This is a genomic window from Mesorhizobium sp. M1252 (assembly GCF_040318265.1).
Classification (GTDB): Bacteria; Pseudomonadota; Alphaproteobacteria; order Rhizobiales; family Rhizobiaceae; genus Mesorhizobium.
The window spans coordinates 42,105-55,695 of sequence record NZ_JAMYLX010000026.1 but is presented as its reverse complement, the minus strand read 5'-3'; the positions used below and the strand labels follow the sequence as shown (position 1 = coordinate 55,695).

Genomic DNA, 13,591 nt, shown 5'->3' with positions numbered 1-13,591 from the left:
CATGCTTGAACGGCTCAACGAGGAAATCCGCCGGCGCACCTATGTCGTGCGCATCTTCCCGAACGCCGAAAGCTGCCTGCGCCTGCGCCTGGTCAGCTGGCCGTCGAAACCAATGAAAACTGGATGGAGGCCAACCGCTATATCAACATGGATGATCTGCGCGAGCACAAGAAGCTCGCTCTACGCCAAGCCGCATGACCAGTTTCATGATCGCCCATTTTGCAGAACTTGACGCACACAACCGTAGGGAAGGGCGGATTTAACCCCCAAAACACCCGCGACAGAGATGCTCAAGTCACGCTCTTCAAAGCCATTCTGATTAGACGTGACGCTGCGTTCGCAAAGGGTATCGAGCGGGTTAGTTATGTATGAAAACTGTGACGCCCCGATCGAGCACGGATTCGCACGCATATTTCTCTAACCCACGCCTCTCGGGCGAATGAACCGCCTCTCTGCTTACTCTGGCCGTGCCGTCTTCTTCTCCCGCGGCAGTTCGCGTCTTTGTTTGCAGACGACCACGATCGATTTGTCCCAGCGATCCACTCGCCGCTGGGATAGATGATTGCTTTGCTGATCTTGAGGAACGATGGCCTGATCCGCATGCAACGCGCCCGTTCGAAGAGTCCCGTCGCTTACCTGGCCGTGACAGCGAGCGATGACTTATTCAGGGGTGAGCAAGTTGAGGGTCAGGCATTGGCGGGACAGATAGCAGAGTTGTGCAACAGATTGTTGCACCCGCGACCACGTCGGTAGAGACCCGAGGAGAAATGTCGGCGGCATCACCGCGGACGCTCGTGGTGACCCGAAGCTCTCAATAGAGCTCAATGACCGCTTTGCGTCTAATATGACAAGTCGAGCGCGCTACCCTCTTGCCTGAAAACCGGAACGGCGGTTGCCGAATGGCTAGTTATCCAGAACCAATCTGACTTTCTGGGCGAGAGCTTGGAGGGTAGCGGGTTTCTGCAGGAGTTGAACGTTTGGATCGATGATCCCATTGCGAACTATGGCATCACGTGCGTAACCGGACGTAAAGAGCACCCTCAAGTCAGGCCGCAATTCAACGGCAGCATCCGCAAATTCCCGACCGTTCATTCCGGGCATGACAACATCCGTCAGCAGCAAGGAAACGTCTCCTCGATCCTCAAGAATGCGCAGGCCTTCAACCCCATTCTCAGCAGAAATCACCGAATAGTCGAGATCCTCGAGCATTTGCATTGTCAGTTGTCTTACACTCGCCTCGTCCTCGACGACGAGGATCAATTCCTCTGGCTTGCCATTGGCAACGTCTTGGCTGTTCGCCCGCCGTGCTCCATCGGCGGGACCATTGTGCCTTGGCAACCAGATGCTGATGGTAGTCCCCACCCCCAGTTTTGAATCGATTTTGACATAGCCACCGGACTGCTTGACGAAGCCAAACACCTGACTCAGCCCAAGGCCGGTTCCCTTGCCGACACCTTTGGTGGTAAAAAACGGCTCGAAGGCTCTTTCCAGAACCTCCGCGCTCATACCCGAGCCCGTGTCCCTCACCGCAATAAGGACGTAGGGGCCGGGGGAAATGCCATGATCTGCAGCAACCGACTGGTCGACCAGGAGTGCAGAGGTTTCGATTGTCAGGGTTCCGCCCTCCGGCATGGCATCGCGAGCGTTGACCGCCAGATTTACGAGGACATTTTCGAGTTGGCTGGGATCAGCGAGCACTGCACCGTCATCGGATTGCACGACCGTATTGAGTGTTACGTGCTCGCCCAGCGTCCGGCGCAAAAGCTCCGACATATCCTGCACCATCCGGCCGACGTCGAGGGATTCAGGGGAAAGCGGCTGCTGCCGGGAAAAAGCCAGTAGCCTTTGCGTCAGCATGGCAGCTTTGTGGGCACCCTCGGTCGCGGCTGCGATCAGTTGGTGCACGCCGGGCTCGCCGCGGTCGACGCGCCGCTGGATCAAGTTGAGTCCTGAGATGACAACTCCCAGCATGTTGTTGAAGTCGTGCGCGATACCGCCCGTGAGTTGCCCCACCGCCTCCATTTTCTGGCTTTGGCGCAGCTGATCCTCCAAATTCCTGCGGACGTTGATGTCGCGCCCGGCGGCGTAATATTGGTTGTTTCGCGGCATAAATTGCCAACTGTACCAGATGAACCTGCCATCATTGGCACGCATGCGTAAGTCGAGGTCGCGAACCGCAACCCGGCTATCCGATAGTGAGAGCCGTGTCACAGCCGCAACATCTTCAGGATGAACGAAATCCTCGAAAGTCTTACCCTCGACCTCGCTTTCGTCCAAGCCGAGATGCTCGGTCCAGGCCGGATTCACACTTTGGCACTTGAGGCCGAAATCCGTTACGACGAAAAGATCCTGGCTGACGCGCCAGATCATATCGCGCTCACCGGTTGCGTCAGCTACCCGTTGCTCCAACGTCTCATTCAGGGTCTTCAGCTTCAGTTGTGAGGACAGGCGATCTGTTACATCGCGCAAAAAGGCGGTGGTGAATTGCTTGGCGCCACCTGACCAACGGCTAATCGAAGCTTCGAGATGGCGCGTCGACCCGTTGCGCCGCTTCACGGAAACCTCTCGATGAACTATTTGCTGCCCTGAGCGACTGGCGTCGTGCAATTGCGACCACCGGTCGCCTTCCACGAACAGACCGGCGCTCGGCTGACCGGCAAGCGATGCCTTGTCGATTTCAAAGAGCACCTCGGCCGCCGAATTGGCTCCCTGGATTGCCCCAGTGTCATCCAGGGTAAGAATGGCTTCCGCGGCGCTTTCCATGACCGCATCATAACGGGCATTCTGCCGTTGGCGCAGCACGGCTTCCCGCCGCATCGCCCCCGTCACATCCGAAATCTGAATAAGGCATTCATACGCACCTATCGCCCCGATTGGTCGGATGGAAATGCTATGGATCAGCGGCTGGCCCGCTCGCGTCCGCAACGCAAGCAGGGCTGGGTGGAGTGTAGGGGTCAGCAGGCTGGAGGCCCCGGCTTCCAAAGCCTCGTTTAACGCAACGAGGATTGGGCCGAGCGGCCGGCCGGGAAAAAGCTCCTCCATTGATTTTCCGATCGCCTCGGTCGTCCGTATATTGCTGGCTGCGGCGATCCAGGCATTCCAGGCGGTCACTTGCCTTTGAGAACCGAGCACGATTATACCGCAATCGAGTGCATCTAATATCGGCGTCGAATTATCGTGAGAAGTGTTCAACATGGCACTATTTATCGTTCCCACCGATCCGCTCGATAAACTCGCACAAGAGGCCCTTTAAAACCGCTAGGGAAGGCATGTCCATCAGCATGGCAATGTAGCCCGTGATGTCATTGTCCTTGACGGTGAAGTTTATGTAGAGAAACAGTACGACCTCGCCGGGTAGGGGCGGCGGCGCCAGATTGAAGAAGTCGGTTCCAGTGCCTCGAATGACCTCAGGCAAGGAGACGCGAAGACTACGGCGCAACAGGTTGGCGATGGTGGCCAGGCAACTATTGAGAATGATGTTGCCCGTCTCTGCGAGTGCTTCCTGTTCAAGGTCGATGATGTCTTCCAATGAATGGTCCGGACCGGCTACAGCACGCACAAGTTCGAGACTTCGCTCCTCTGGGAAAATAAGCAACGCGCGACCAGTGATATCACCTTCGAAAACCTGGTGAACGGCAACCAGACGGTCCATCTCGCGTTCGTCCAAGATATCGATGGCTTGCTGCCTGCCGACGAGGTTGATTCTTGGGACGGACAGGAACACCTGTCGTCCAACCATCTCGCGGAGATTCTTGGCGGCTCGGCTGACGGCGATGTTCACCAGTTCAGTGAGGGCATCCTTCTCGAGTTCTTCCAAGACAAGGTCGGCCGGAGTCATCATTGATCGTCCTGACCAATGGGAGTGTCGGGTTTGCCGAGAAACGCAACCAGGTCCGGGCCATTCACTGGCTTGGTCAGGAAGGAAGCGCCCAGCGCCTTTGCACCTTCGACTATCTCGTGCTGCTGATTAGCGGAAATCAGTGCCAATCGCATTGACGGATCCTGGGCACGAAAGTCCGCCGCCAAGGCAAGCCCATCGCGGCCGGGCATATTGTAATCCATCAACACGATATCAGCCGCGAACTCACTCGCCAGTTGAAGCGCCTCATCAGCGTTGCCGGCCTCTTTACGCACCCATGTCGGATAGTTCTTGGCGAGAATCTTGACCAAGGCCATTCTCGCAAGCTTGCTGTCGTCGACGATCAAAACGTTCATTACGACCTTCATTTCAGCTGGGGTTAGGGATATCGCATAAAATGCAATAATTGTGAACTAGCCGCCATGCACTGCCCGGAAGCCGCGATGAAAATAGCTTTCGAGAAATGGCGAGCCCGACGGCCCAATGACCCTCACGCGGGCCGCCATCAGGACTTGCAGAACGGCAGCATGGATCTTGGTGCACTTCCGCCAGTCAACTAAGATGTTGCCTGACTCAACCAGCATTGCCAGCAGGGTTTCGCTGTCTTCTAAAGTGCAGTCGCCCTCAAGCTGGATCGGTCCACCGCTTGGGTCGGAAATGACGGTCATTTCACCAAAGCCTCCACATCGAGAACAAGCATGACGCGGCCATCACCCAAAATTGTGACGCCTGCAACGCCTTCTACACCCGCGAGCACCCCCTCGATGGGTCTCATCAGTATATCCATTGTCTCCCCGACATCATCGACCTCTATCCCGCACATGTCGTTCCCGACCAGGACGACTACGACTTGGAAATCGTCGGCGATCGTTTCCGACGGCGTTTCGCCAAGCGTCGCCGCAAGACTAACGAGCGGGATGGTATGGCCGCGATGCCCGAACACGCGCGCGGCGCCAACCATCGAGACATCACCGCGCGAAAGTCGACGGGTTTCGATAACTTTCTCAAGCGGAACGCCAAAAACTTGTTTGACTACTTCCACGGTGACCAGGTGCGTCATCAGGATGGAGTAGGGCAGGGTGAATTTTGCGATCGTCCCGCTTCCGGGCTTCGTCTCAATGCCAACCGATCCGCCGAGCGCCTCGATCGCCGATCGCACCGCGTCCATCCCAACCCCACGACCGGAGACCGTGTTGACAGTTGCGGCTGTCGAGAACCCCGGATTGAACAGCAATTCCAATGCATCGTCATCGGAAAGCGAGGCGAACCCGGTCGTCAGGCCGCGTTCTGCCGCAACCCGTCGAACTCTCGCGAAATCCACACCTCGACCATCGTCTTCCACCTCAACGACAATGCTGTCGCCGACTTTCGCTGCACGCAGGCAGATCGTGGCATGCGGTGGCTTCCCTGTCCTGATGCGCTCGTCCGCCGGTTCGACACCATGGTCGATTGCATTGCGAAGAACATGCATAATCGGCTCTCCAAGAGCCTCGACGATGGTCTTGTCTGCTTCGGTGTTCTCCCCTTCTGTCACGAGAACCACTGACTTACCCGTTTCGGTCGCAAGGTCTCGCACCAAGCGCTGAAACCTTTGGAACACCTGTCGCATGGGCAAGACACGGATGCTCAAGACAGAACGCTGCAACTCATCGACCAACCTCTCCAGTCGGGATTGTTGTTCCTCCAACACGGCCGCCAAATCCGCCGATGGAGTTCCACTCCGGGCTAGCGTTGCGGCATGCGTTAGGGCATTCTTGGCAACCGACAGTTCGCCGGCCAAATTCACTAAGGCATCAATGCGTTCGACGCTCACCCGCAGTGATCGGGCAGCATTTGAGTTCGGGATGGCGAGGCGGGAATCCCGGTTCACGGAGAATTCGAGGACTTGGGCCTCGTCTCCCAAAACCCGGTCGATCAGGAGGATGAGTGCTTGTCGTCCCTCTGGATCGTCCGCGTCCGGCACACTACCATCGTAGCGTTCCAGCGTATCCTTGTGCCGGACGCTCCGAGCCAGGATATTCATCACCACGCGCCGCGCGGCGCCTACTCGGCCGGCCAGACCTGTGGTCGCGACCTGGGAAAGGAGTTGGGACTGCGCTTCGAGCACCAGCCGCGCCATCCGGCTAAGTCCTGCGCGCTGATCGGGGACGGCAGAAGAAAGCTCGCGGATCTCGAGGACGCTCGAAGAGTCCGAGCTTATCGCTTGGGTATAGCGCAACAAAGCGTCCTGCGGAGCAGAGGACAACGCTGTGAAGAGCAGGTTGCACTCGAATGGATCACCTTCCCTCAACGAAGGCCAGACATGAACCTGTTCCACATGAAGAGCTAACAGGCCAGGCAGGCCGGCGACCAACGCAAGGGGATCTTCGCCGCGAAAGAAGCACTGTGGGTCGGGCTGGAACAACAACCCGGTTGAGGCTCGGGCTGCGACATCATGGTTGGCCTTCAAAAGAGATGTCAACCACCCCGCCGCCAACAAGGCGGGCGGGCTCTTTCCCGGAGGTTCTTCCCATAGCGCCGCTTGCAAGCGGCGGACCATCTCATCCGCGGTCGACCCTGCATCCTCCGGGACAGTTCCCTTTACCTCAATGCTATCGAGCCAGCCGGTGACTTGATCCAATGCCCAGAGACAGTTGCCGATATCCGCAGTGCTTAACGTCCTCGTACCGGACCGGCCGGAATCGAGCAGTTCCTCAGCCGCGTGCAGACCCCTCGCCATATCTGGAAAATCGACGATACCGGCCCCGCCCTTGAGGGTGTGAAACGACCGAAAAGCACTGTCCAGCCTAGTGTGATCGCCTGAATCACCTTCGAGCGCCAGAAGATCCAGTGTTGCCTGCTGCACAGACTCGCGGCACTCCACCAGGAACTGCTCAAGAAGTTCAATCATGGGTTGATCCAGCAAGCAAGGCAACGAGCTCCAACAGGTCCTGCCCAGCGACGGGCTTGGCGGCGTAGAAGTTCGCTCCGGCAATTTGGGCAGCCCGCAGGTCATGGAGCCCGGCTTCCGTACTGGTGATGAGCACGGGGGTGGACGCAAACGGTTCGCCTCGTTGCCGAAGCATCCTTAAGAAGCTGAGGCCATCCATGACCGGCATGTTGATGTCCACGATCAGAAGGTCGACGATCTCGAACCCAAGCAGTTGCTCCAAGGCTTCCACCCCGTTCAAAGCCTCGAACACCTCATAGCCCGCTGGCTCCAGCACGCTTCGATAGTACAGGCGCACGAGAGCTGCGTCATCGACCACCAGGACGCGATGGAGCGTAGGTTTGCTCACCGCCCGACCTCTGGTTTCTGATAGACAATACCATCTTCGAACCGACGGATTTCGAACAGCGGAGAGATACGGCTCATCGACTCTGTGTGGCCAAGGCAAATGTAGCCGCCGGGTAAAAGGCTTTCATAGAGGTTGTCTGCAGCAATGCGACGCGAAGCGTCGTCGAAGTAGATGAGGACGTTTCGGCAAAAAATGACATCGAATTGGCCGTGGTGCCTGGTCTCGTTAGATTCTATTAGATTGACACTGGAAAATTGCACCGACTCCCTCAACTCTTCGACAAGCCGCCACCGATCGTCGGCTTCTTGGTGAAAGTAGCGGTCGATGACCTGGCCCGGCAAGCGCATCAGTGCGCGCTTGTCATAAAAGCCGCGCTTGGCCGCGGCAAGCGCTTCGGTATCGATATCTGAGCCGCAAATCTCGATGCTGTAGGCGTCGACCAGCGGCCACTTGTCCAAGAGCCACATCGCAATCGAATAGGGTTCTTCCCCAGTCGCGCAAGGTACCGACCACAAACGCAACTGGTCTTTCCCATAGCCGGCTGCGATTCTTTCACGCAGCAAATCCTTCGTGAGACACCGAAATTGATGATCTTCCCGGTTGAAATAAGTCTCATTGACGGTAAAGGCGTTGATGAACTTCTCGATCTCACCCTCGGCATCAATACGAAGTTTTGCGAAATACCTTTCGAAAGAAGGAGAGGCGGTTGCGTTTGCACGATCAGCGATCCGGCGCTCTATGTAATAGCGCTTGGATACCGAATAGACCATGCCGGTGCGTCGATAGAGGAAGTCTCCCAGTCGACGGATCTCTTCGTCCGTGATCTCGATCACTGAGGGGCGTTCCGCGCCCCGATCCGGAGGGCCGCGGTTTTGGCGGCGAAATCCAAAAAGGGATCCGAGGGAAAACGCGCGGCGCACTGGAGTAACAAGGCAACGTGGTCAGGCGCCGCCACCTCCGCCATGACGTCGATCGCGGCACCGCAAACGTTGCCATTGCAATCATTAGCCAGGAGGGGAACCAGCAAATCAATCACCGTTGAAGGCTGCTGCGCGCGAACGAGTTCGCAGGCGAGGATGCGAACGTCGGGCTCCGGGTCACTGAGCAGTCCAGTCAACCGCGGCAGGAGCTGATCTTGCAATGCGCGCAAGGCGTCTAGTGCCCCGGTGCGCAAGCGGGCATCGTCGGATCGTAGGTATTGCAGAGCAACGTCGACGCTTGCCGCATTGGCTGATCGCATAAGGGCTGTAAACAAAGCCTGCAGCACGCCATCAACCGCTTCACTCTGAATTGCGCTGGAGATCACACCGGCGTTGTCAGAGGTGACAATAAACTCGCGAGCCGCCGCTCGCCTTTCCTCACTGTTCCGACTCGTCAACGAAGAAAATGCATCCGTGGGCGATGCGTCGCGGATCCCGGCTTGGTTGGGAAGCTCTTTGCGGATCAGAGGCAAGGCACAACCTTCATCAATTGCCGGGCTATCTCGGGTAGCGGCAGAATCCAATCTGCACCACCGCCCTTGACCAATTCCCCGGGCATCCCCCAAACCACTGCGGTTTCTTCCGCTTCAGCGATCGTCGTTCCGCCTCGCTCGTGCAGGAGTTTCATAGCACTGGCGCCGTCATTGCCCATTCCGGTCATGAGAATACCGATAAGGTCGCTGGGAGGTATTTGTTCCATGGCACTTCGAACAAGCCGGTCGGCGCTTGGATGCCAGGGATAGTCGACCTGGGACGGGACATTCATGGCAAATACGACGCCTCCTCGGCGCGATAAAATCATGTCCGCCCCACCCCGCGCAATGTAAGCGACACCAGGCACGACTTCCGTAGGGCGGGTAACCTCCACGATCTCGATGGCGCTCAGGCTGTTCAAACGTTTGGCCAGTGCGCCCGTGAAGGATTCTGGCATGTGCTGAGCAATCAAAATTGGCCAGGAGAACGATGCTGGCAGCGCTCCGACAACAGCCTCCAGTGCTGGCGGCCCTCCTGTCGAAACGCCGATGAGCACCAGCCCATTTACCCCAGTTTTTACGATGGGTTTTTTTGACGCTATTGGGGCGGGATAAGGACTTGTCGGCAGCGTCTGCCCTATACGGTGGCGTATACGTTCCTGCAATCGCAGCGTGGGTTTGATGCCGGTGACGGCGGCGGTTCGAATCTTGTCGAGCAGATCGTCTTTCATCTGATCAACGCGTAAGGACAATGTTCCCGAAGGCTTCGCAACGAAATCGAATGCGCCGAGGCGAAGCGCTTGCAGGGTCTCATCGGCGCTCTGTGATGTCACTGACGATACCATGACGACCGGGGTCGGCCTTTCCAGCATGATACGATCAAGGCACATAAAGCCGTTCATCTGCGGCATGTGGACATCGAGCGTGACCACATTGGGGCGGAAGGCGTGCAGGCGCTCCAGTCCTTCGGCGCCATTTCGAGCGGTTTCAACTTGGAATTCGGATGCGTCCGACAGCATTCCGGCAAGCAGCTTTCGAACGAGGGCAGAGTCGTCGATGATCAGAACCTTGATCAAGTCTGCAGCTTGGTTTGAAAAGAGTCCAGAAAGGTGCGCTCGGCACGCGTGAGCAGTTCGGTTGGATCAAGCAGCATGAGGATGCGAACGCCTTCATCCAGGCTGACGATCGACTGGATCAGGCGCGTAGTTTCTCCCGCCAGATCCGGCGCCCGAGCGAGCGCTGATGCATCGACGCCCAGGACTTCCGAGACGCTGTCGACGATGATCCCGGCGCGGTGGGAACCGGATTTGACCACAATCAGACGCGTCCGGCCACGATTCTCAAACGGCGGCATGTCGAAGCGCTTCCGCTGATCGATGACAGGCAGCACCTCGCCGCGCAGATTGATGACCCCTTCAAGAAATTTGGGCGTCTTTGGAACCCGCGTCACACGCTCCGGCACCAGTGCAACTTCCTCGACGACCTCAATGGGCAAGGCGAATTCGCCGGCGCCAAGTTGGAAGGCGAGCAGCTTGATCTCGTCGCGCTTTGAACCTTCTGTCGGTGCGGAGCCGTCTCGGGCCGGAGCTTGCACATGACCCAGACCACGCATGGTTTCCTCGCTGAGCAACAAATCCGGGTGCAAGACCGACAGCAGCCGGCTATCCGCCTCGCTCCGATAGATTGCCTTGACCTTAGCCTCGCCGCCAATTCTGGCGGCCATAATTGGCGGCACGGGTTCCAGCCTCAGAGGATCGATGGCGATGCTCTGCTTGACAGCGTCGACAACGACGCCGACCGCGGTGCCGCGGACATACGCGACGATGACCTTCTCATTTCCCTGAAGCTCGTTAGCGAGGCCAAACAGTGCTCTTAGGGACAAAATTGGCAGCAGTCCGTCGCGGAACGATATCAAACCAGGGACCTGCGCATCCGCGCCCGGCAGAGAAGTCAGGCCTCGGGGGATATTGAAGACCTCCTGCACCTCGGCAAATGGAAATGCGTAATCCTGCCCATCGACTACGAACGTTGCGAGCATTTCTCGACCTACAGCGCCTATCGCGCTCATATCAGGAACCAACGTGCGGCTGCGGCCGGTCACACGATCCCGGGCTTGGGGGGTAAACGCCCCTTCGAGCAGGGTATCAACGTTGAGAATCCTCACCGCCTCGCCATCATTTGAGAAGACACTGTCATCGCCGCTGCTCACCGCGGCGCCCTTGAGTGAATGACGCTGCTCGATGCTGCTTGCCTGTACGTTGACGATCCCTTCGACAGTGTTGACAAGCAGCGCATACGGCGCGGGTGCGTCGATGACCACGGCTCGCGCCGAATCCGACAGAGCTTCAGAAGCAAGTCGCAGCAAGCGGCTCAAGTCCGCAATTGGCACAATTGACCCACGCAAGTTCGCTAATCCGCACAAAGCCGCTGGGGCTTGCGGCACCTTTGCCATTACGGGTACCCTGACGATCTCGGCCACCCGATCGACCGGAACCGCGTAAGTATGCTCGGAGCAGCGAACCGCCAAGAACCGTTTGGATAGCGCCGCTGGCGCGCCTTGCTCAGACATTTTGTGACTTGAGCTCTTCAGCGAGGGAGGCAATCTCCTCAATCGCCGCAGCCAGGTCCTCAGCTCCTCGCGCTTGCTCTTGGGAAGCGGTCGATGCCTCTCTAGACGCTGCACCGGCTTCCTCTGCGGCTGTTGCAATCTGCTTCGCGCCAGCTGAAGCCTGGCTCGCCGCAACGAGTATGTCGGTAGCGCCAGAATTGATCGCTTTGCTCGCCTCGACGAGCTGCGCCAGCTCTTCTTTGGTCTTCTCAAATACCGCTAAAGTGGCGCGACTATTCTGAATCTCGACTTCCGACAGGCCGCAGATCCGCTCGAGATCGCCACGCAGCGAAGATATCTGCTCGATCATTCCGCGAACCGTATCCTTCACTTTATCCAAGGATTGCGATGCTTCGCGCGCCAGCCCGCGAATGTCTTTGGACACCAAGGAGAAGCCGCTGCCATAGTCGCCCGCCCTGGCTGCTTCGACCGCTCCACTGACGGCAAGCATGCTGGTCTGAACCGCGACTAATGTGATCGCATCGACGATCTTCTCGATCTTGCGGCCAGTTACCTCCAAACTAAGCAACGCAGATACGCTCGCTGTCGTGTCCTGGAGGGAACCCGTCAATCCGTTAATAAGGCTTTCGACCGCCGCGTAAGTTTCCCTCAGCGACTGTTCCATCGCTGCAACACGCTCCTCGGCTGCAACTGCATTTTCTTTTGCAAGGGCAGCACTTTGCTCGATCTGGCTCAGTGAGGCCGAACTTTCGTGGGTGGCCGCCGCCTGCTGCTGGGCGCCACGGTTGATCTGCTCGACCGCAGCCAGAATCTGACCGGCGGCCCCCGAGAGCTCCTGAATATTCGCCGACAGCTGTTCGGCTGCCGAGGACGCCTGCTCGGCGGCTTTTCCTGCGTCTCCGCCGCGCAATAGATTAGCCAAGCGTGCCAGCGCGTGCGCTGCCGTTTGGCCTTCAACAAGCGCCTGCGTCTGCTGTTGGATCGCTGCCTGCGATTCCGCAGCTGCAGCCGACTGCTGCTCCGCGGCACTGGCAACTTGCTCGGCACCTTTTTGCGCCTCGGTGGCGGCTTTTTCGGCTTCAACCGAAGCCAGCGAGATGGCGCGGCTGCCGAGCGCGATCTCGCCCGCGGTTTCCCGCATGGCGCGAAGGTTTCGCAGCACGACGTTTGAGGCCTTTGCTTCGGATGCCGCAGCGTGAGCGGCAGCAGCGACTCCGGCTGCAACCGCGCTGACATCTTTTTGGATGCTGGTGGATAGCGCCTGAACTTCACGTGCGCTGGTGTCGGATATCTGCGCCAGCGACCTTACTTCTTCAGCGACTACGGCAAATCCGCGGCCATGATCGCCGGCGCGAGCGGCTTCGATGGCGGCGTTTAGGGCAAACAGATTCGTCTGGTCCGAGATGCGGCTGACCGTGCGGCCTATAGCTCCGACTTCTTCAGCGCGTTCTTCGATAACGGCAATCAATTGTGCCGAGCTTTCCTGGCGAGCGGCATTTCGTTCAATCGCACTGACCGCATTCATCACCTGATTCGTCACATCGGCAAGCAAGCCCTGCACCGATTCCGATCGCCTTTGCGAATCCTCGGCTAAGCGTCGTCCCACGGCCAGCGTTTGCGTGGAGTCGCTGATTGTGCGCAGTTGTTCTTCAGCCGCGCCTGATGCTTCCTCCGCACCCGCGGCGATCTGTTCCATCGATCGCCGTAATTCTTCACCGGCGGCCGATGCCTCGGTGATGCCGCTGGCCAGCTCCTCAGTGGCGGCGGCAAACCGTTCGGCTATTTGTCCGTGAGGTAGGTCTGATTTGATGCTTTGGCGTGATCTGGCCGGCAAATCTGCTTTTTCGGGATGCAAACCCTTGTCTGGTCCAGTGCGTTTCGCGATCCTTGACGTCTTAACGAGCGACATATTGGATGAAATCCTATTTCGCGGTAGCGGCGTTTGCCTGATTTCTATCTTATCGCCGGTAAGCGCGCCACCGCAGATAGCCTGGCCACGTGCAATCCTGCTGGATTGCGGTCGGCCACTATCGCAAGGCAGGTGCCACTGGCCGCATATAAGCGGTCCGCTGTTCGATGAACGATGCCATTGCGGTAGGTTCGCTTTCTTCCAAAATGAGAGATCATCGAGGGCCCACCGCGCAACTGAGATAAAAACCGCGACCAGTTTGTTTTGGCCGCAGATGCGGCAACTCGGGAATTTAATCGAAACGGAACCCATACCCATACCCGGACGCCACCCATTTTGGAACCGAAGGCGCCCGGCCTTGCAACCCTGGAAGCCGCTGAATATGAGGTTCAAGGGCGCCGCTTCTAGGCGAAATGTGGGTGGGTGGCCGTCACGGTCTCGCCGGCCATTTCCTCGACATGGGGCATTTCGCGCGCTCCTAGATGTTTGATCCCAGGCTTTGATGGCGCATACTTTTCGTCCG

Annotated in this window: 11 protein-coding genes and 1 pseudogene; 1 reads left to right on the top strand and 11 read right to left on the bottom strand. The window is 58.0% G+C overall.

What is annotated here, in order from left to right; translation table 11 throughout:
• A pseudogene (locus tag NKH22_RS29880) lies at positions 1-198 on the top strand (transposase); the annotation flags it as partial.
• Between the two features lie 705 nt (positions 199-903).
• Here NKH22_RS29880 and NKH22_RS29875 read toward each other — a convergent pair.
• Genes NKH22_RS29875 through NKH22_RS29825 form a run of 11 tightly spaced genes read right to left on the bottom strand, consistent with a single transcriptional unit; the run spans position 904 to position 13,380 of the window.
• Positions 904-3,195 (bottom strand): PAS domain-containing hybrid sensor histidine kinase/response regulator, encoded by a 2,292-nt coding sequence (locus tag NKH22_RS29875; RefSeq protein ID WP_031204560.1) that lies wholly within the window; start codon positions 3,193-3,195, stop codon positions 904-906.
• A gap of 4 nt (positions 3,196-3,199) precedes the next feature.
• Positions 3,200-3,841 (bottom strand): chemotaxis protein CheX, encoded by a 642-nt coding sequence (locus NKH22_RS29870; RefSeq protein WP_023673726.1) that lies wholly within the window; start codon positions 3,839-3,841, stop codon positions 3,200-3,202.
• Complete coding sequence (locus tag NKH22_RS29865; RefSeq protein WP_023707350.1) at positions 3,838-4,215, bottom strand: response regulator transcription factor; 378 nt, start codon at positions 4,213-4,215, stop codon at positions 3,838-3,840. Before NKH22_RS29865 ends, NKH22_RS29870 begins: the two co-directional genes overlap by 4 nt.
• A 57-nt stretch (positions 4,216-4,272) precedes the next feature.
• Positions 4,273-4,527, bottom strand: a complete 255-nt coding sequence (locus NKH22_RS29860) for a hypothetical protein (protein WP_352912188.1) — start codon at positions 4,525-4,527, stop codon at positions 4,273-4,275.
• The gene (locus tag NKH22_RS29855; RefSeq protein WP_023673729.1) at positions 4,524-6,749 is read right to left on the bottom strand and encodes a chemotaxis protein CheA; all 2,226 of its coding nucleotides are present in this window, start codon (positions 6,747-6,749) and stop codon (positions 4,524-4,526) included. The genes NKH22_RS29860 and NKH22_RS29855 overlap by 4 nt, the downstream gene beginning before the upstream one ends.
• On the bottom strand, positions 6,742-7,137 hold the full coding sequence (locus tag NKH22_RS29850) for a response regulator (protein WP_023673730.1): 396 nt from the start codon (positions 7,135-7,137) through the stop codon (positions 6,742-6,744). The genes NKH22_RS29855 and NKH22_RS29850 overlap by 8 nt, the downstream gene beginning before the upstream one ends.
• A complete protein-coding gene (locus tag NKH22_RS29845; protein WP_023673731.1) occupies positions 7,134-7,970 on the bottom strand; it encodes a CheR family methyltransferase in 837 nt (278 codons plus the stop codon). The genes NKH22_RS29850 and NKH22_RS29845 overlap by 4 nt, the downstream gene beginning before the upstream one ends.
• On the bottom strand, positions 7,967-8,590 hold the full coding sequence (locus tag NKH22_RS29840) for a HEAT repeat domain-containing protein (RefSeq protein WP_023673732.1): 624 nt from the start codon (positions 8,588-8,590) through the stop codon (positions 7,967-7,969). The genes NKH22_RS29845 and NKH22_RS29840 overlap by 4 nt, the downstream gene beginning before the upstream one ends.
• Positions 8,581-9,666: a chemotaxis-specific protein-glutamate methyltransferase CheB gene (gene cheB / locus NKH22_RS29835; protein WP_023673733.1), complete on the bottom strand. Its 1,086-nt coding sequence runs from the start codon at positions 9,664-9,666 to the stop codon at positions 8,581-8,583. The genes NKH22_RS29840 and cheB overlap by 10 nt, the downstream gene beginning before the upstream one ends.
• Positions 9,663-11,159 carry a chemotaxis protein CheW gene (locus tag NKH22_RS29830; protein WP_084630992.1) on the bottom strand — a complete coding sequence of 499 codons (1,497 nt, stop codon included), beginning with the start codon at positions 11,157-11,159 and terminating at the stop codon, positions 9,663-9,665. Before NKH22_RS29830 ends, cheB begins: the two co-directional genes overlap by 4 nt.
• Positions 11,152-13,380, bottom strand: a complete 2,229-nt coding sequence (locus tag NKH22_RS29825) for a methyl-accepting chemotaxis protein (protein ID WP_352628648.1) — start codon at positions 13,378-13,380, stop codon at positions 11,152-11,154. The genes NKH22_RS29830 and NKH22_RS29825 overlap by 8 nt, the downstream gene beginning before the upstream one ends.
• Positions 13,381-13,591: the final 211 nt, after the last annotated feature.

Excerpts from the sequence above, each read along its gene's own strand:
- NKH22_RS29875 (WP_031204560.1), bottom strand. The coding sequence starts at position 3,195 with ATGTTGAACACTTCTCACGATAATTCGACGCCGATATTAGATGCACTC.
- NKH22_RS29870 (WP_023673726.1), bottom strand. The coding sequence starts at position 3,841 with ATGATGACTCCGGCCGACCTTGTCTTGGAAGAACTCGAGAAGGATGCC.
- NKH22_RS29865 (WP_023707350.1), bottom strand. The coding sequence starts at position 4,215 with ATGAACGTTTTGATCGTCGACGACAGCAAGCTTGCGAGAATGGCCTTG.
- NKH22_RS29860 (WP_352912188.1), bottom strand. The coding sequence starts at position 4,527 with ATGACCGTCATTTCCGACCCAAGCGGTGGACCGATCCAGCTTGAGGGC.
- NKH22_RS29855 (WP_023673729.1), bottom strand. The coding sequence starts at position 6,749 with ATGATTGAACTTCTTGAGCAGTTCCTGGTGGAGTGCCGCGAGTCTGTG.
- NKH22_RS29830 (WP_084630992.1), bottom strand. The coding sequence starts at position 11,159 with ATGTCTGAGCAAGGCGCGCCAGCGGCGCTATCCAAACGGTTCTTGGCG.
- NKH22_RS29825 (WP_352628648.1), bottom strand. The coding sequence starts at position 13,380 with ATGGGTTCCGTTTCGATTAAATTCCCGAGTTGCCGCATCTGCGGCCAA.